This is a genomic window from Sutterella megalosphaeroides (assembly GCF_003609995.1).
GTDB classification, from domain to species: Bacteria; Pseudomonadota; Gammaproteobacteria; order Burkholderiales; family Burkholderiaceae_F; genus Sutterella; species Sutterella megalosphaeroides.
Map to the genome: position 1 here is coordinate 2,683,295 of NZ_AP018786.1, position 17,175 is coordinate 2,700,469.

The following is a 17,175-nucleotide window of genomic DNA, read 5'->3' on the forward strand; positions in this document are numbered from 1 at the left end:
TGTCTTCTAGCCATTCGCGGGGTTTCATGTGAAATGACGTCCGCATTCCCTGATCCGTCGGCGCTCGTTGCGTCCGCGCGCAATGTGAAGACCGTCGTTTTCCTTGCGGTTCGTCACGCCTCGGGCTTTATCCCTACCTATCTCGGGGAGAAGGATCTATATCATAAGGAGTACTTTTCCCCGGAACGATCTTGCGCGAACCCGAGCGCCTTTCGTCCGCCCGCCCCATACCTTCAGGAGTGTTTTCCATGAGAGAAGCCTGTCGCATCGAGGCCGAAGGCCTTGCCTACGCCGAACGGATTTTCAACACCGTGCGGGACATGTCGAAGGACGGTCCCGGGGTCACCCGTCAAGGTTACGGGCCGGTGGAAAGCCGCGTGCTCGATTACCTCGAAGGCCTCGGTCGGGAGCTCGATCTCGAAATCGAAAAGGATCCTGCCGGGAACGTCTGGATGACGCTTCCGGGCGCGGACCGCACGCTCCCCGCCTTCGTTGCGGGCAGCCACGCCGACAGCGTTCCGGAAGGGGGTAATTTCGACGGCCTTGCGGGGATCGTCGCGGCGCTCACCGTTCTCTGGTGGATGCGCCGCACGAACTTCACCCCGAAGCGCGACGTGCGCGCGCTCCTTTTGCGCTGCGAAGAAAGCTCGTTCTTCGGCAAGGCCTACGTGGGTTCGCTCGGCATGATGGGGCGCCTCACCGAAGCGGACCTGCAACTCAAGCACCGCACGACGGGCGAAACGCTCGAGGCGGCCATGCGCTCGCAGGGCGTCGACCCAAGCGCGCTCGTGACGGGTCGCCCCGTCGTCGACACGTTGAAAATAGCCGCTTTCGTCGAACTCCACATCGAACAGGGTCCAATGCTCGATCGCGACCCCGAAGTTCGCACCGCCGTGGTGACGGGCATTCGCGGCAACATCCGACACAAGCGCGTCGTCTGCCGCGGCGAAACCGCGCACTCGGGGGCGCTCGACCGCATTTACCGCCACGACGCGGTGATGGCGACCGCGCGGCTTCTCTCCCGCATGGAAGACCGCTGGACCGAATGGAACGAAGCCGGCAAAGACCTCGTCTTCACAACGGGCGTGCTGACGACCGCGCCGACCGCCGCGATTTCCGTCATTCCAGGCGAAACCGCTTTCACGATCGACATGCGCAGCCTCTCAACCGAGGTGCTCGAAGACTTCCACGCACTGCTTCTTGAAGAAGCGAAGCGCATCGAAGCCGAGCGCGGCGTTCGTTTCGAGTTCGACAACGCCCTGCGTACGGCCCCCGCCGTCGTCGACGCCGCGTTGTCGGATCGACTTGTCGAAAGCGCCCGCCACGCGGGCGTTCCCGCGATGCGCCTTGCTTCGGGCGCGGGTCACGACACGGCCGTTCTCGCCAATGCCGGCATTCCCGTCGCCATGATTTTCATTGCCAACCAGAACGGCTCCCACAACCCGCACGAAGCCATGAAGCTCGAAGACTTCATGGCAGGCACGGCGGTGCTTTGGAACACCATCAAGCGTTTCGACGAATAAGACCAACAAAAAAAGGAGGTGCGGCGTCGGAACCCGGCGTCGCACGGTTTTCCCATGGACTCTCCACGCAAACCCTGCGTCATCGTCGTCGATGACTATCCGCTCTTTCGCCAGGCGATCGCCTCGGTGCTTCACGACTCCGGCGAATTCGAACTCCTCGGCCTCACCGGGGACGGCACGACCGCACTCAGTCTGACGAGCCTTCGTCCCGACATCGCCCTGATCGACCTCGACGCCGAGGGGTTCGATCCGATCGAGCTCCTGCGCGAGATCAAGTACCGTCAACCGAGCTGCAAGGTCGTGATGTTCATGGGGTCCGCGCAGAAGAATTCGAAAATGCTCATGGAAGCCATTCGCTCGGAAGCGAACGGCTACCTCTTGCGCAACATTGAGATTTCCGAATTCCTGGAGCAGATGCGCAACGTCGCCAAGGGCGGCATGGCCGCTTCGGAGAAAATCACCTCGGTGCTTGCCGAGCAGCTTCGCGACGGGGCATTCCCCACGGAGGATTCCGCGCTCCTGCAACAGCTCACGAAGCGCGAATTCGACGTGCTCTGCTGCATTGCCTCGGGCCTCACGAACCATGACATCGGAGAGCGCCTCAACATCTCGGACGGCACCGTGAAGGTGCACGTGAAGCACCTTCTCAAGAAGCTGCGCTTCCGCTCCCGCGTAGAGGTGGCGGTCTGGGCGTCCGAGCGCGGACACCGCATTGCGAAGGATCAGCGTCCTTAACCCGGGCGGCCAGGAGGGCGGTCGCCCTCTCCGCACCCGATAGAAAGCGGGAGCCGGTTCGTCCGGGCTCCCGCTTTCTTTTGTCCGTTCGCTCGGAGGGGTTCGACCCTCGTCCTCGGGAACCGCAAGCTCCAAGTGCGCGATCCGTCACGAAAGGACTCCCCGGCATCCTCTCCCGCACCGAGTCCGGAATAACGGAAAGGGCGCCCTCTCGGAGCGCCCTTTTCGGGTGTTTCGGGAGGCGCTTCGGCAGCGCCTCCCCGACATCTAATTGTCCTCTGAAATGGTTTTCTATTAGATGTAGCCGTAAGCCAGGCCGAGGAAGTAACCCACGATCGAGGCCGTGATCACGCCGATCAAACCCGGAAGGATGAAGGAGTGATTGATCACGAAGCGGCCGATGTGCGTCGTACCCGAGCGGTCGAACTGAATGGCCGCGAGGTCGGACGGATAGGTCGGCAGGATGTAGTAGCCGTAGCAAGCCGACGAGAAGGCGACGACGAGTCCCGGAGGCGTACCGATGGCCAGCGCCACAGGAACGATGGTCGCAATGGCGGCGGCCTGCGAGTTCACGAGCTTCGAGACGAGCAGGAGCACGATGGCGTAGGTCCACGGCATTTCACGCACCCACTCCGTCAGGACTTCCTTCAGGTTGGCCAAGTGCGAAGCGAACATCGTGTCGGCCATCCAGGCCACGCCGTACACGGCCACGATGGCGACCATACCGGCGTTGAAGACGTTGGTCTTCGCAACGGACGAAGCGCGCGTCTTGCAGAAGGCGACCATGAGAGCGCCGGCCGTCAGCATGAACATCTGAATGGCGAGCGTCATCGAGAGGGCCTTGCCGCCCACGACCGGGCGCAAACTCGGGAACATGCCGAGCAGAGCCACCACGACCACGGTGCCGAGGAAGATCCAGAGCGAAGCCCACTGTTCGGGACGGAACTTGACGCCGATGAGGGTCGTCGTTTCGCCGTAGACGTACTTGCGCTGTTCGGGATCCGAGATAAGACGCTGGAACTCTTCGTCCTTGTCGAGGTCCTTGCCGCGGAAGACCGAATAGGTCGCTTCGGCAAAGAGGCCCACGATGGCCGACGGGATCACGATCGCGAAGAGCTGCGTGAAGCCGAAGGGCTTGCCGCCCACTTCATAGCCGTCAAGGAGCGAAATCATTGACACGGCGGCCACGGCGGCCGGCGAGCAGATCACGCCCATCTGAGCGGCAATGGTCGAAGCCGCCATCGGACGTTCCGGACGAATGCCGTTCTTGATCGCCACGTCGTAGATAATCGGGAGCATCGTGTAGACCACGTGACCCGTACCGCAGAGAACCGTCAGGAACCAGCAGATGTACGGAGCCAGGTAGCAGACGAAGCGCGGATGACGACGGAGCATCTTTTCCGCAATCTGCAGAAGGCAGTCGAGACCGCCCGCGGCCTGCAGGGTCGCCGAAGCGCACACCACGGAGAGAATCGTCAGAATGACGTCGACCGGAGGTTTGCCGGGCTTGAGGTGGAAGACGAAGATAAGGATGACGAGGCCCACGCCGCCGATCAGGCCAAGCCCCATGCCGCCCTTGCGGGCACCGTAGAACAGCGCGGCGAGAACCACCAGCAGCTGAATCCAAAAGTCAAAACCGAGAGTCATGTCTAATCTCGCAATGAAGTGAGGACAGGCGAAATGTACCTCCTCGACCACTCCTTTAGAAGTAGGGAATGCCTGATCTTTTGACTCAATACAAATTGTTTCCACAAGGGTAGGCAACCTTTACATTCCCGAGGACGGACCGTCCCGGGAATGCCGACGGAGCAAGCAGAAGTTCCTTATTTTTCAGGAAAAAACTAAAGTAAATTACCTAGCACGAGGCTCTGTAGGCACCCCTTCGATCCTTCGCTTTTTGTTACACCATCAGTGACAACCCCTACCTATATCTGTGTAGATTCTTCCGATTCCGCCTACCCTCGGGACGGACGCAAAAAAGCTCCGTCCGGCTTGGATCGGACGGAGCTTCCGAGAGGGGCGCACTCCCGATGGGGAGGCGCCCGGAGCGCTTTTCGCGATTACTTCGCGCAGGGCTTCACTTCAATCGTACGGGGCTTCAACTGCTTGAAGAAGTCGTTGCCCTTGTCGTCGACGAGGATGAAGGCCGGGAAGTCCTCGACTTCGATCTTGTAGACCGCTTCCATGCCGAGTTCGGCGAATTCGACGCATTCGATGCTCTTGATGCTGTCGCTCGAGAGCACCGCAGCCACGCCGCCGATCGTGCCGAGGTAGAAGCCGCCGTGCTTCTTGCAGGCTTCGGTGACGACGTCGGTGCGGTTGCCCTTGGCGATCATCACCATCGAACCGCCGTGGCTCTGGAAGAGGTCCACGTACGGATCCATGCGGTTGGCGGTCGTCGGCCCCATCGAGCCGCAGGCGTAGCCTTCGGGGGTCTTCGCCGGGCCCGCGTAAAGCACCGGGTGGTTCTTCATGTAGTCGGGCAGGTCTTCGCCGCGGTCGAGCCGTTCCTTCAACTTGGCGTGCGCGATGTCGCGCGCGACGATGATCGTGCCCGAGAGCTGCACGCGGGTCGAAACCGGATACTTCGTCAGATCGGCGAGCACGTCCTTCATCGGACGGTTGAGATCGATGCGGATGCCGCCCGCTTCGCCCGGATTGCGCAGCGCTTCGGGAATGAGGCGGCCGGGATTGTCGTCGAGCGTTTCAACCCAGAGACCGTCCTTGTCGATCTTGCACTTGACGTTGCGGTCCGCAGCGCAGGAAACACCCATGCCGACCGGGCAGCTCGCGCCGTGGCGCGGCAGACGAATGACGCGCACGTCGTGCGCCATGTACTTGCCGCCGAACTGAGCGCCGAGGCCGATCTTCCAGGCTTCTTCGAGGAGGGTCCGTTCGAGTTCGACGTCGCGGAAGGCGCGACCCGTTTCGTCGCCCGTGGTCGGCAGGTCGTCGTAGTAGTGGCAGGAAGCGAGCTTCACGGTGAGCATCGTGCGTTCGACCGACGTGCCGCCGATCACGAACGCGATGTGATAGGGCGGGCAGGCGGCCGTGCCGAGCGTCTTCATCTTTTCGATGAGGTACGGAACAAGCTTCTGGGGATTGAGAATCGCCTTCGTTTCCTGGAAGAGGTACGACTTGTTGGCAGAGCCGCCGCCCTTCACGACGCAGAGGAACTTGTATTCCATGCCTTCCGTCGCTTCGATGTCAATCTGGGCGGGAAGGTTGCACTTCGTGTTCACTTCTTCGTACATCGAGAGCGGAGCGTTCTGCGAGTAGCGCAACGCCTCTTCGGTATAGGTCTTGTAGACCCCCTTCGAGATCGCTTCTTCGTCGCAGAAACCCGTCCAGACGTTCTGACCCTTTTCACCGTGAACGATGGCCGTACCCGTGTCCTGGCAGTAGGGGAGCACGCCCTTGGCGGCGGCTTCGCCGTTGCGCAAAAGCGTCAGCGCCACGTACTTGTCGTTTTCGCTCGCTTCGGGGTCGGTGAGGATCTTGGCCACCTGTTCGTTGTGCTCGCGGCGCAGTTTGTAGTTCACGTCCGTGAAAGCGCGGTTCATGAGGAGCGTGAGACCCTCGGCCTCGACCTTGAGAACGGGGTGTCCTTCGAACTCGGAAACCGACACGTAGTCCTTCGAAACGAGCGTGTATTCGGTTTCGTCCTTGCCGTGCTGGAACATGGGCGCGTACTTGAATGCGGGAGTCTGAGCCATGGTTGATGCCTTTGTCGTATTTCGCTCATCCCTTGCGGGAAGCTTTCTCTGTAGGTTGGGTCCTCGGCCTCGAGGGCCGGTTCGGTCGCATTCGGGGTGTCCTTTGCGGCCTCAACTGTCCTGATTATCTACCTACAGAGGGAGTGTGACAATGAAACCTTCGTTCAAGACTTCTACAAACATCGTTTTGTTTGATAAGGGTTCAATCCTCGAAAAAAGCTTACGTTCAGCAATGCCCGGCTTCGATCGGGCACGCACCCCGCAGCGCGGTTTTGCATAAATATTGGGGTTATTACTCTACCCCTTTCGTGGTGGTTATTTTTTTTCGATTCGAGGCCTGAACGAACCCGAAACCGACGCGACGGAACCTTCCCTTTCGACACATTTTGATACAGGGCTTTACGCGACCTTGATTTTCAGGCGGGCAGGCCGCCTTGAGGGCTCGGCGGGGCTCGTCCATACTTTTCCCTGTTTTTTTCCTCACGCGAAGGCGTTCGCCTCCGCTGCATTGCCTGCCTCATGTTTTCAAAGATCCTCTTCGCCCTGACGTCCGCCGGCCTGCTCCTTGCCGGATGCTCCAAAGAAGCCCCCGCTCCCGCAGCACCCGCGCCGCTGCCCGTTGAAACCGTCGTAGCCGAATCCACGGACGAGCCGCGCTGGATCGAACAGCTCGGGCAGGCCGAAAGCGGCCAGGGCGTGGAAGTTCGGGCTCAGGTGGGCGGGATCCTCAAGGAGCTGCACTACCGCGAGGGTGAAGCAGTGAAGGCGGGCGACGTGCTCTTTACGATCGATGAGGCGCCCTACCGGGCCCGACTCAATGCGGCCGCCTCGGCGCGCCGCAAAGCCGAGGTGGATCTCTCGCAGGCCGAACGCGAACTGCGCCGCACCGCGGCGCTCTTCAAATCGGGAGCGGCGAGCGCCAAAGAGCGCGACGACGCGCTCTCGGCGCGCGATCAGGCAAAGAGCCTCCTCGCCGAAGCCGAAGCGACGGAGAAGGACGCCGCCATCAACCTCGAATGGACGAAGGTGCGCGCACCCGCTTCGGGCATCGCCGCACGGTCCGTGCTCAACCCCGGCGCCCTCGTCGCCGCTTCGACCACACTTCTGACGACGATCACGCAGCTCGACCGTGTGCGCGTCTCCTTCGCGCCCTCGGACCGCGACTTGAAGGGGGCGAACGTCACGCTCGAGAACCGCGTCGTACTCCTCAACGCCGACGGTACGGAAACCCCTGTCGCGCTCGACTACGTCGCGCAGGAAATCGACCCCGCGCTCGGCACGCGTCTCATGCGCGTGCGGCTCCCCGAAACGAGCCGCGTGCTACCCGGCGAATTCGTTCGCGTGCGTCTCATGGTCGACACCGACCGCAACGTATTTCGAATTCCTCAGAAGGCCGTCGTGCAGCTTCCCGACGGCTCCTACGCGGTGTACGTTGCCGAGAACGGCAAAGCGGTGCGGCGCGTCGTCACCGTCGGTCTTTGGAGCGGAAGCGACTGGATCGTGCGCACGGGGCTCAAAACGGGCGACCGCGTGATTACGAATCAGTTGCTCAAACTTCAAGACGGCGCGGCCGTTCGCCCGTCGAACGCCGAAGGCACCGAAACCCAAGCCCGTCCCGAGTAAGCCGGAAGGAAAACCGACATGTTGAGTCAGTTCTGCATCCGCCGGCCGATCTTTGCGACGGTCCTCTCGATTCTGATCGTGCTCGCGGGGCTTCTCGCCCTGCGGGTGCTCCCGCTTTCCCAGTACCCGAACATCACGCCCCCGACCGTGCGCATCTCCGCCACGTACGAAGGGGCCGACAGCCGCACGATGGCCCGTACGGTCGCTCAACCGATCGAGGACCAACTCTCGGGGATCGAAGGGCTTCTCTACTACACGACGAGCATTCGCAGTAACGGCGAAATTTCGATTGCCTGCGTCTTCGACGTCGGCACCGACGCCAACGACGCCATGCTCGAAATCAACAACCGCGTGCGTACCGCCGAACGACGTCTGCCCGACACGGTGCGCAATCAGGGCGTCTCAGTGCGAAAGCGCAACGAAGAAAGCCTTCTCATGATGGCGCTCTGGTCGCCCGACGGCTCGATGCAGGCCACCGACCTCGCCGACTACGCGAACCTCAACATCGTCGACGAACTGAAGCGTCTGCCCGGAATCGGTGACGTGTCCGTGTTCGGCAACGCCCAGTCCGCGATGCGCATCTGGCTCGACCCCGAACGGATGGGCCGCTACGGCATCACCACAGCCGACGTTGAGCAGGCGATCGAAAACCAGAACAAGCAGCGTACGGCGGGCCGCGTCGGTACGATGCCGACCGTCGACGACCAACAGATCTACTACACGATCAACGCTCCGGGGCAACTGCTCACGCCCGAGCAGTTCGGCAACATCGTCGTTAAGGCCGACGGCGCGAACGGCTTCATCCGCATCCGCGACCTCGCCACGACCGAAATCGGCAAGCGGTCCTACGACTTCCGCGTCGACCTCAACGGCAAGCCCGGCGTCAATATCGGCGTCTACCTGCAGACGGGCGCGAACGCCATGGCCGCGGCGAGTGCCGTCAAGGCGAAAATCACCGAAATCGCCTCGCACTTCCCCGAAGGCAAGATCGACTACCTCATCACGGACGACACGACGGTGTTCGTGAGCGCCTCGCTCAACGAGGTCTACAAGACGCTCGTCGAAGCAGGCATCCTCGTTCTGATCGTCGTTTTCCTCTTCCTGCAGAGCTGGCGCGCCACGCTCATTCCGATGCTCGCCGTGCCCGTGTCGCTCATCGGGACGATGGCGGGCCTCTGGCTTCTCGGCTTTTCGCTCAACACGCTCACGCTCTTTGCGATGACGCTCTCGATCGGGATCGTGGTCGACGACGCCATCGTGGTTCTGGAGAACATCGAACGCCTCATGCGCACCGAGGGGCTCTCCCCCTTCAAGGCCGCTCAAAAGGCCATGAAGGAAGTCTCGGGGGCGCTCGTTGCGATCGTACTCGTGCTTTCCGCCGTCTTCATTCCCGTCGCTTTCCTCGGCGGGATTGCGGGCGAACTCTACCGTCAGTTCGCGGTGACCGTGACCGTGTCGGTGGCGATTTCGGGCTTCGTCGCGTTGACGCTCACCCCCGCACTCTGCGCGCTCATTCTGAAGCCCGAAGCACCCGAGGAGCGCCCCGCCGTCTTTCGTGCTTTCAACCGCTTCCTCGCGGCCTTCACGATGCGCTTTTTGCAACTCGTGCGCATTGCGCTTCAACACCGCGTGATCTCCGCCCTGACTCTCGTCGTCGTGTCGGCGGCGAGCTGGCAGCTCTTCGTGCGCACCCCGACCTCCTTCGTCCCGACGGAAGACCAGGGGCTCGTGCGCATGGCCGTGCAACTTCCCGAAGGCGCGGCCTTCCCGCGCACCGAAGCCGTGTCGGAGGGTTTTCTCAAGGAAATCCGCTCGATCGATGCCGTTCGCTCGGTTGTTACCATGATGGGCTTTGACACGATGTCGAGCGACGTGCGCTCGAACGCGGCCACCTTCATCGTACAGCTCAAGCCTTGGGAAGAGCGCACCGAATCCGCCCGCGACGTGCAGACGAAGCTCCAGCAGCTCGTACGTTCGAGCCCCGACGCGCGCGGTGTCTCGTCGACTCCCGCTCCGATTCCCGGCCTCGGGAGCACGAACGGCTTCTCGGGCTACGTGCTCGCGCACGGCAACGACGACCCGCTCGTCCTGCAGGAAGTGGTCGACCGCTTCCTCGCCGAACTCGGCCGGCGTTCCGAGCTGACGGGGCTTCGCAGCTTCCTCACGGCCGACACGCCGCAACTCAAACTCACGCTCGACGAAGACCACGCGTTCGCGCTCGGCGTCGACGTCGCCGACGTCTACGACACGATCTCCACCATGATGGGGGGCACCTACGTCAACGACTTCACGCGCAACGGCAAGACCTATCGCGTCGTCATGCAGGCCGACGCCAAGTTCCGCCGCACGCCCGAAGACATCGGCCGAGCCTACGTGCGCTCCTCGAGCGGCGCCATGATCCCGATTTCGACCCTTGCCCGAATCGAACGCGTCTCGGGGGCCGAATCGATCGGGCGCATGAACGGGTACCTCGCCGCGCAGTTCATGGGGGCGGCCGCAGGCGGCGTCTCCTCGGGCGACGCCATCCGGATCGTCGAAGAAACGGCCGCTCAGGTCCTTCCCGAGGGCTATACGATCGAGTGGACCGGTCAGGCCTACCACGAAAAGCGCATCGGCGCTTCGTCCGCCGCGGCGCTCGGTTTCGGCGTTCTCATGATGTTCCTCATCCTCGCCGCCCTCTACGAACGCTGGTCGCTGCCGATCGCCGTCGTGCTTGCGGTTCCCTATGCGTTCCTCGGCGCCATGACGGCGGTTTGGATTCGCGGTACGCCCAACGACATCTACTTCCAGATCGGGCTCCTCGTGCTCATCGGCCTCACCGCTAAAAACGCCATTCTGATCGTCGAATTCGCCGCTCAAAAGATGGCCGAAGGGAAGGGCCCGTTCGACGCCGCCATCGAGGCCGCGGGCCTGCGATTCCGTCCGATTCTGATGACGTCGCTCGCGTTCGTGCTCGGCGTCGTGCCCCTCCTTCTTGCGACAGGCGCGGGCGCTGCGGCGCGCCACTCGATGGGCACGGGCGTCTTCGGCGGCATGATCGCGGCGACCTTCGTTTCGACGATTTTCGTCCCGGTCTTCTTCACGTGGTTTGCGAGCCGCAAGGCACATCGCAGCTGACCGGCGTTCGCCGACTCCGAGCCCGGGCGTCCCGGGCTTCGGAAAAGGGCCGTTTCCCCGTACGGGAAACGGCCCTTTTCACATGCTCTCTTTCGAACCGATGTCGGACTCAGTCCGAATCGCTTCGGAAGAAGTTTTTCATGCGGTCGAGGAACGATTCGGCACGCGGATTGTGCTTTTCGCCCCCTTCCTTCAACGACGCTTCGAAGTCGCGCAGGAGCTGCTTTTGCTTGGCGGAGAGGTTCACCGGCGTTTCTATCGCCACGTGAATGTAGAGATCCCCCTTGTCGCCCGTACGGACGTTCGCGACGCCCTTGCCGCGCAGACGGAATGTCTTGCCGCTTTGCGTACCTTCGGGCAGCGTGATACGCGTGTCGCCTTCGAGCGTGGGCACGCGGATTTCGCCGCCGAGCGCCGCCGTCGTGAAGGAAATCGGCAGGTCGGTGTGCAAATCGTCCCCGTCGCGCTCGAAGATTTCGTGCGGACGGATGCGGATTTCGACGTAGAGGTCGCCCGGTTCTCCGCCGTTCGTCCCGGGTTCGCCCTTGCCGGACAAGCGGATGCGCTGCCCGTCGTTGATACCGGCCGGAATGCGAACCTGAAGCACCTTCGTCGTGCGCACGTGGCCCGTGCCGTGACAGTCGCTGCACGGTTCGGCGATCACCTGACCCGCGCCGTGGCAGTGCGGGCAGGTCTGCTGCACGTGGAAGAGCCCGTTCGACATGCGAACGACGCCCGCGCCCTGGCAGGTCGGGCACGTCTTCTTCGACGTCCCCGGACGGCACCCGGTGCCGTGGCAGGTCTTGCATTCGTCCCAGGCGGGCACGCGAATGTCCATTTCACGGCCGCGCGCGGCGTCTTCAAGCGAAATCTCCAGATCGAACCGCATGTCGTTACCGCGATACGCCTGGGGACCGGCCGCCTGACGGCCCTGAGCGCGACCGCCCCCGAAGAGGTCGGAGAAGATGTCGCCGAACGCTTCGCTGAAGTCCGCGCCGCCCATGTTGCCGAAGCCCCCGAAGCCACCTCGACCGCCGAAACCGCCCGCCGCCGACGGATCCACGCCCGCTTTGCCGTAGCGGTCGTAGGCCGCACGCTTTTGATCGTCGGAAAGCACCGCGTAGGCTTCGCCGATCTGCTTGAACTTCTCTTCGGCCTGCTTGTCGCCCTGATTGCGGTCGGGGTGGTACTTCATCGCCAGGCGACGGTACGCCTTCTTGATTTCGTCGGCCGTGGCGGTGCGGGATACGCCGAGTACCTCGTAATAGTCCTGATCAGCCATGTCGTCCTCGTAAAAATAAATCGGACAAAGGGTCGGCCGACGAATCGACCGACCCTTGCCTCGAGCTTTTTGAAGGGTTCTTCAGAACCCCTCAGCGCTCCGAGCGGTTCCGGTTACTTGCGTTCCGTGAAGTCGGCGTCGACGACGTCGTCGTCCTTGCCCTGAGCCTGCTGCTGGGCGCCCTGGGCGGCCTCGGCGCTCTGAGCGGCCTTGTTCATCTTTTCACCGATCTTCTGGGCGGCGTCCATGAGGCGTTCGACGGCCTTGTCGATCGCTTCCTTGTCTGCGCCCTTCACCTTTTCTTCGACGTCCTTGATGGCGTCTTCGCAGGCGATGCGGTCGGCGCTTTCGATCTTGTCGCCGTATTCCTTCAGGGTCTTCTGGACCTGGTTGACGGCTGCGTCGGCGGTATTGCGGGCCTGAGCGAGTTCGAAGCGACGGTGGTCTTCGGCCTTGTTGGCTTCGGCGTCCTGAACCATGCGTTCGATTTCGTCTTCGGAAAGACCCGAGCTCGCCTTGATGGTGATCGTGTTTTCCTTGCCGGTGGCCTTGTCCTTGGCAGCCACGTGCAGGATGCCGTTGGCGTCGATGTCGAACGTCACTTCAATCTGCGGGAGACCGCGCGGAGCGGCCGGGATCCCTTCGAGGTTGAATTCGCCGAGGAGCTTGTTGCTCTGCGCCATCTCGCGTTCGCCCTGGTAGACCTTGATCGTGACGGCCGGCTGGTTGTCTTCGGCCGTCGAGAAGACCTGCGAGTGCTTCGTCGGGATGGTCGTGTTGCGCTTGATCATCGGGGTCATGACGCCGCCGAGCGTTTCAATGCCGAGCGTAAGCGGCGTGACGTCAAGCAGGAGCACGTCGTGGCGTTCGCCCGTCAGGACCGAACCCTGAATGGCCGCACCGATGGCAACGGCTTCGTCGGGATTGACGTCCTTGCGCGGATCCTTGCCGAAGAATTCCTTCACGACGGCCTGAACGCGCGGCATGCGGGACTGACCACCCACGAGAATCACGTCGGTGATTTCCGAGACCGAGGCGCCGGCATCGCGCAGAGCCTTGCGGCAGGGTTCGATCGTGCGCTGAACGAGGTCTTCGACGAGCGCTTCGAACTTGGCGCGCGTGATGTTGATGTTGAGGTGCTTCGGACCCGTAGCATCGGCCGTGATGTAGGGCAGGTTGACTTCCGTTTCCTGACGGCTCGAGAGTTCGATCTTCGCCTTTTCGGCAGCATCCTTCAGGCGCTGCAAAGCGAGGATGTCCTTCGAGAGGTCGACGCCCGTATCCTTGCGGAATTCGGTGATGATGTAGTCGACGAGGCGCTGGTCGAAGTCTTCGCCGCCGAGGAACGTGTCGCCGTTGGTCGAGAGCACTTCGAACTGCTTGTCGCCGTCGACGTTCGCGAGGTCGATGATCGAGATGTCGAACGTGCCGCCGCCGAGGTCGTACACGGCGATCTTGCGGTCGCCCGAGCCGCCCTTGTCAAGGCCGAAGGCCAGAGCCGCGGCGGTCGGTTCGTTGATGATGCGCTTCACTTCGAGACCGGCGATGCGGCCGGCGTCCTTCGTAGCCTGACGCTGGCTGTCGTTGAAGTAGGCCGGAACCGTGATCACGGCTTCCGTGACGGGTTCGCCGAGGTAGTCTTCGGCGGTCTTCTTCATCTTGCGGAGCACTTCCGCGCTCACCTGCTGCGGAGCGAGCTTCTTGCCCGACACTTCAACCCAGGCGTCGCCGTTGTCGGCACGCGTGATCGTGAAGGGCATCAGATCGAGGTCCTTCTGAACTTCGGCGTCGTCGAAGCGACGACCGATGAGGCGCTTCACCGCAAAGAGGGTGTTCTTCGGGTTCGTCACGGCCTGACGCTTGGCGGGCGCACCGACGAGGATCTCGCCGTTGTCCATGTACGCGATGATCGAGGGCGTCGTACGGGCGCCTTCGCTGTTCTCAATCACCTTGACGTTGTCGCCTTCCATGACCGCGACGGCGGAGTTGGTCGTGCCGAGGTCGATACCGATGATCTTAGCCATAGTTCCTTGTTCCTCATGTCAGCCGCTCCCTCAAGGCCCGTGCGATCGCCTTCCGGAGACGTTGCGGGGGGAAGCGGGTTCCTGAAATCCTTGTTCCGACACCCCCGAAGGGCCTCGGAACGCTCTTTAATCCGTATATGGGGACGGGGTTTTTCTTTTCAAGGGGCGAGCCCGAAAAAAGTCCCCGTTTTGCATCTCGTTACGTCTCGCGACGTTCGCCGCGTTTTCCGGGGCGTCTTTCGAGGCGCCCGAAAAAGAAAAAAGGGAACGCCCTTTCGACGGACGCTCCCTTCGGGCGCACGAGGCGCCGGGCGGGCGACAAGCCTCAACCCTGAGCCACGCTCACCATGGCCGGACGCAACACGCGATCGGCGATCGTCCAGCCGCGCTGGAAGACTTCGACCACGACGCCGGGCTCGACCCCTTCGGGGGCGGGAACCATGGCAATCGCCTGGTGGTGATGCGGGTCGAACTTTTCACCCTTCGGATCGATCGGCTTCATGCCGGAAATGTCGAGGGCGTGAACGAGCTGACGGTAGGTGGCGAGCATGCCTTCGCGCATCGGGTTCTCGCCGTCGGCCTTCGTGAGTTCGAGCGCCTTTTCGAGGCTGTCGACCACGGGAAGCAGATTTTCGGCGAACTTTTCGATGCCGAACTTGTGAGCCTTCTGCACTTCTTCGCTCGCGCGGCGACGCGTGTTCTCGAGTTCGGCCATCGCGCGGACGTAGAGGTCGTAGTGTTCGATCACCTTGGCCTCGGCCAGCTTCAGGGCCGTCTGGAGATTTTCAACGGTCGCTTCGGGCGTTTCTTCGCCCTTGTCGCACTCGCCGCACGCGCCTTCACCGCACGCACAGCCGCCGGCGGGCTCCTGCGCGCCGCAGCAGGTCGCGGGCGCTTCGGCCGTCGTTTCTTCGGGCTTCGTTTCGTTCTGGTTCTGCGTCGTCATTGCTGAAATTTCCTCCGAAGCCGGCCCGAACGGACGGGCTCGGCTGCGATTGATAGATGCGTTTTTCTTTATATGGGGACGGGAGGTCGGAAAGTCAAGCCTTGTCCGACCACAATTCGCGCTCGAGAATTTCGACGTAGGCGTCGATCGCCTCGGCGCTCGCGTTGAGAGCGGGGATATAGCGGAATCGCCCTTCGTCGCCCGCGGGGCGCGCCGCGAGGAAGGCTTCGCGCAACTCGTCGTCGATCTCTTCGATCGTCTCCAGGCAGTCGGCGGCAAAGCCCGGGCACACGACGTCGAGCCGCTTAACGCCCGAGCGGGCGAGCTCCTCGGCGAGCGGCAGCGTATAGGGCTTCAACCACTCGTCGCGCCCGAAGCGGCTCTGGAACGACATCACCCACTGATCGTCCGCGAGGCCGAGCGCGTCGGCAAGCGCACGCGCCGTTTCACGGCACTCCTTCTCGTACGGGTCGCCGAGGTCGGAACTTGCCTGCGGGATGCCGTGGAAGCTGACCATGAGCTTTCCGTCGCCCGCGTCGAAGGGACGCCCTTCCCGCGCCCAGAAGTCTTCGACGTGACGCGCGACGGCGCGAACGTATGCGGGCTCGCGGTGGTAGCCGCGAACGACGCGCAGCGCGGGGACGCGCCGCTCCTTCATGAGCGCGCGAAAGACCGCATCGCACGCGGCCGCATTCGTCTGCGCGGCGTACTGCGCGAACATGGGCAGAACGAGCAGCCGCTCGACGCCCGATTCGACGAGTTCGCGAACGACCGACTCGATCGACGGCTTCCCGTAGCACATCGCCCAGGCGACCCGAACGCCTTCGAGCCTCAAACCGAGCGCCTCGGCCGTGCGTCGCGTGTGAACGATCAGGGGCGAACCCTCGTCGGTCCACACGCCCCGATAGCGTGCCGCGGACTTGGCGGGACGCGTGCGCAGGATGATGCCGTGCAAAATCGGCAGCCACTTCGTGGGCGGAAGCTCCACGACGCGGCGGTCCGAGAGGAACTGCGCGAGGTAGTCGCGAACGGCCGGCGCCGTCGGCGCCTCGGGCGAACCCGTATTGATCAGCAGGACCGCGGTGCGGCTCGGCTCCGGGGTGTGAGCGGCTTGGTTCGTCATAACGAATTGGGGGCGAAAATGGAAAAACGACGCATTTTCGCTCGATAAACTTAATGAGTGCTTTAGAAAAGCGGCCCGAACTCAACTTCCGGTTTCGAAAAAGCGCCAAACGCGCCCGGGAAGATAGGTGAGTTCACCCGGGAACCGGTGCCCGGCCGGGAACCCCACGTGACCGCCCTCCTTCGGGTAGTCGAGCGTGACGGAGGACGAGACCTCGTTTTCCTTCGGCAGCGACCAGGCGGGCAGGAACGGATCGTTCTGAGCGTTGAGCACGAGAAGCGGCACGCGCACGTTCGCGAGGACGTTTTTGGCGGAACACTTCTGCCAGTACTCCATCGCCGAGCGGAACCCGTGCACCCGCGACGTGTAGATTTCGTCGAAATCGAACATGTTGCGGCATCGCGCGACGTCGGCCGCACGGATCACGTCGGGAAACATGCGGGCCTTGGCCTCAAGCTTCTTTTTGAGGGTATCGAGGAACATGTTCGCGTAGAGGATGTTCATCCCCTTGCTGATGCGCTCGCTCCCCGCCACGAGGTCGAGCGGCGCGCAGACGGACACGCCGCCCGCGACGAGCCCCGACGCTTCGTGACCGATGTCGCCCAGGCACTTCGAGAGCTGATTGCCCCCGAGGCTCACGCCCACCGCGTAGCGGGGCGCTTCGGGGTAGCGGTCGCGCACCGTCTTCAAGACCCACAGATTGTCCTCGGTGTCGCCCGCGAAGTACGCACGGGGTTTGCGGTTCATGAGGCCGCCGCACGTGCGGTAGTGCGCCACCACGCCGCGCCAGCCGCGCCGAACGCACTCGTGCATGAACGCTTCGGCGTAGTGACTGTCGCTTGCCCCTTCGAGACCGTGAAAATGAATCAGCACGGGGGCGCGCGGGTCGGCGGGCTCGGGCGTTACCCAATCCCAGGCCACGATGTCGTCGTCGGGCGTCTCCACGATCTCTCGCCGGTAGGTGACCTTCGGGCGCGGCGTCACGCGGGCGGGAATGACCGTCTGAAGATGAGACCCCGGGCACCAGCCCGGCGCCTTGTAGTCGGAAACGGTAAGCGGCATGAGATCGACCTTTCGTTGTGAGGC

General features: G+C 62.8%; 11 protein-coding genes. 4 read left to right on the top strand and 7 right to left on the bottom strand.

Features of this window, described 5'->3' with window-relative positions; all coding sequences use genetic code 11:
* The first annotated feature begins 248 nt into the window (after window positions 1-248).
* Both S6FBBBH3_RS10810 and S6FBBBH3_RS10815 read left to right on the top strand, forming a co-directional pair.
* Window positions 249-1,523 carry a hydantoinase/carbamoylase family amidase gene (locus tag S6FBBBH3_RS10810; protein ID WP_120177727.1) on the top strand — a complete coding sequence of 425 codons (1,275 nt, stop codon included), beginning with the start codon at window positions 249-251 and terminating at the stop codon, window positions 1,521-1,523.
* Window positions 1,524-1,577: 54 nt separating this feature from the next.
* Complete coding sequence (locus S6FBBBH3_RS10815) at window positions 1,578-2,258, top strand: LuxR C-terminal-related transcriptional regulator (protein ID WP_120177728.1); 681 nt, start codon at window positions 1,578-1,580, stop codon at window positions 2,256-2,258.
* Between the two features lie 294 nt (window positions 2,259-2,552).
* On the opposite strand, the gene S6FBBBH3_RS10820 is transcribed toward S6FBBBH3_RS10815, so the two are convergent.
* Together S6FBBBH3_RS10820 and S6FBBBH3_RS10825 are read right to left on the bottom strand one after the other, a co-directional pair.
* The gene (locus S6FBBBH3_RS10820) at window positions 2,553-3,905 is read right to left on the bottom strand and encodes an anaerobic C4-dicarboxylate transporter (RefSeq protein ID WP_120177729.1); all 1,353 of its coding nucleotides are present in this window, start codon (window positions 3,903-3,905) and stop codon (window positions 2,553-2,555) included.
* Window positions 3,906-4,318: 413 nt separating this feature from the next.
* Complete coding sequence (locus tag S6FBBBH3_RS10825; protein ID WP_120177730.1) at window positions 4,319-5,974, bottom strand: fumarate hydratase; 1,656 nt, start codon at window positions 5,972-5,974, stop codon at window positions 4,319-4,321.
* A 519-nt stretch (window positions 5,975-6,493) separates the two neighbouring features.
* Here S6FBBBH3_RS10825 and S6FBBBH3_RS10830 point away from each other — a divergent pair.
* Both S6FBBBH3_RS10830 and S6FBBBH3_RS10835 read left to right on the top strand, forming a co-directional pair.
* Window positions 6,494-7,597, top strand: coding sequence for an efflux RND transporter periplasmic adaptor subunit (locus S6FBBBH3_RS10830; RefSeq protein WP_120177731.1), 1,104 nt, complete (start codon window positions 6,494-6,496; stop codon window positions 7,595-7,597).
* Between the two features lie 18 nt (window positions 7,598-7,615).
* A complete protein-coding gene (locus S6FBBBH3_RS10835; protein ID WP_120177732.1) occupies window positions 7,616-10,714 on the top strand; it encodes an efflux RND transporter permease subunit in 3,099 nt (1,032 codons plus the stop codon).
* A gap of 109 nt (window positions 10,715-10,823) precedes the next feature.
* Here the strand turns inward: S6FBBBH3_RS10835 and dnaJ are convergent, their stop codons facing one another.
* The 5 genes from dnaJ to S6FBBBH3_RS10865 all read right to left on the bottom strand — a co-directional run bounded on the left by dnaJ (window position 10,824) and on the right by S6FBBBH3_RS10865 (window position 17,151).
* The gene (gene dnaJ, locus S6FBBBH3_RS10840; protein WP_120177733.1) at window positions 10,824-11,996 is read right to left on the bottom strand and encodes a molecular chaperone DnaJ; all 1,173 of its coding nucleotides are present in this window, start codon (window positions 11,994-11,996) and stop codon (window positions 10,824-10,826) included.
* 113 nt (window positions 11,997-12,109) lie between these two features.
* On the bottom strand, window positions 12,110-14,020 hold the full coding sequence (gene dnaK, locus S6FBBBH3_RS10845) for a molecular chaperone DnaK (protein ID WP_120177734.1): 1,911 nt from the start codon (window positions 14,018-14,020) through the stop codon (window positions 12,110-12,112).
* Between the two features lie 325 nt (window positions 14,021-14,345).
* Window positions 14,346-14,966, bottom strand: a complete 621-nt coding sequence (grpE, locus tag S6FBBBH3_RS10855) for a nucleotide exchange factor GrpE (protein WP_120177736.1) — start codon at window positions 14,964-14,966, stop codon at window positions 14,346-14,348.
* A 94-nt stretch (window positions 14,967-15,060) separates the two neighbouring features.
* Window positions 15,061-16,089, bottom strand: coding sequence for a ferrochelatase (gene hemH, locus S6FBBBH3_RS10860; protein WP_120177737.1), 1,029 nt, complete (start codon window positions 16,087-16,089; stop codon window positions 15,061-15,063).
* Window positions 16,090-16,170: 81 nt separating this feature from the next.
* A complete protein-coding gene (locus S6FBBBH3_RS10865) occupies window positions 16,171-17,151 on the bottom strand; it encodes a YheT family hydrolase (protein WP_120177738.1) in 981 nt (326 codons plus the stop codon).
* Window positions 17,152-17,175: the final 24 nt, after the last annotated feature.

Coding starts and splice junctions, on each gene's coding strand:
- grpE (WP_120177736.1), bottom strand. CDS start 14,966: ATGACGACGCAGAACCAGAACGAAACGAAGCCCGAAGAAACGACGGCC.
- S6FBBBH3_RS10830 (WP_120177731.1), top strand. CDS start 6,494: ATGTTTTCAAAGATCCTCTTCGCCCTGACGTCCGCCGGCCTGCTCCTT.
- S6FBBBH3_RS10825 (WP_120177730.1), bottom strand. CDS start 5,974: ATGGCTCAGACTCCCGCATTCAAGTACGCGCCCATGTTCCAGCACGGC.
- S6FBBBH3_RS10820 (WP_120177729.1), bottom strand. CDS start 3,905: ATGACTCTCGGTTTTGACTTTTGGATTCAGCTGCTGGTGGTTCTCGCC.
- S6FBBBH3_RS10810 (WP_120177727.1), top strand. CDS start 249: ATGAGAGAAGCCTGTCGCATCGAGGCCGAAGGCCTTGCCTACGCCGAA.
- hemH (WP_120177737.1), bottom strand. CDS start 16,089: ATGACGAACCAAGCCGCTCACACCCCGGAGCCGAGCCGCACCGCGGTC.
- S6FBBBH3_RS10865 (WP_120177738.1), bottom strand. CDS start 17,151: ATGCCGCTTACCGTTTCCGACTACAAGGCGCCGGGCTGGTGCCCGGGG.
- S6FBBBH3_RS10835 (WP_120177732.1), top strand. CDS start 7,616: ATGTTGAGTCAGTTCTGCATCCGCCGGCCGATCTTTGCGACGGTCCTC.
- S6FBBBH3_RS10815 (WP_120177728.1), top strand. CDS start 1,578: ATGGACTCTCCACGCAAACCCTGCGTCATCGTCGTCGATGACTATCCG.
- dnaK (WP_120177734.1), bottom strand. CDS start 14,020: ATGGCTAAGATCATCGGTATCGACCTCGGCACGACCAACTCCGCCGTC.
- dnaJ (WP_120177733.1), bottom strand. CDS start 11,996: ATGGCTGATCAGGACTATTACGAGGTACTCGGCGTATCCCGCACCGCC.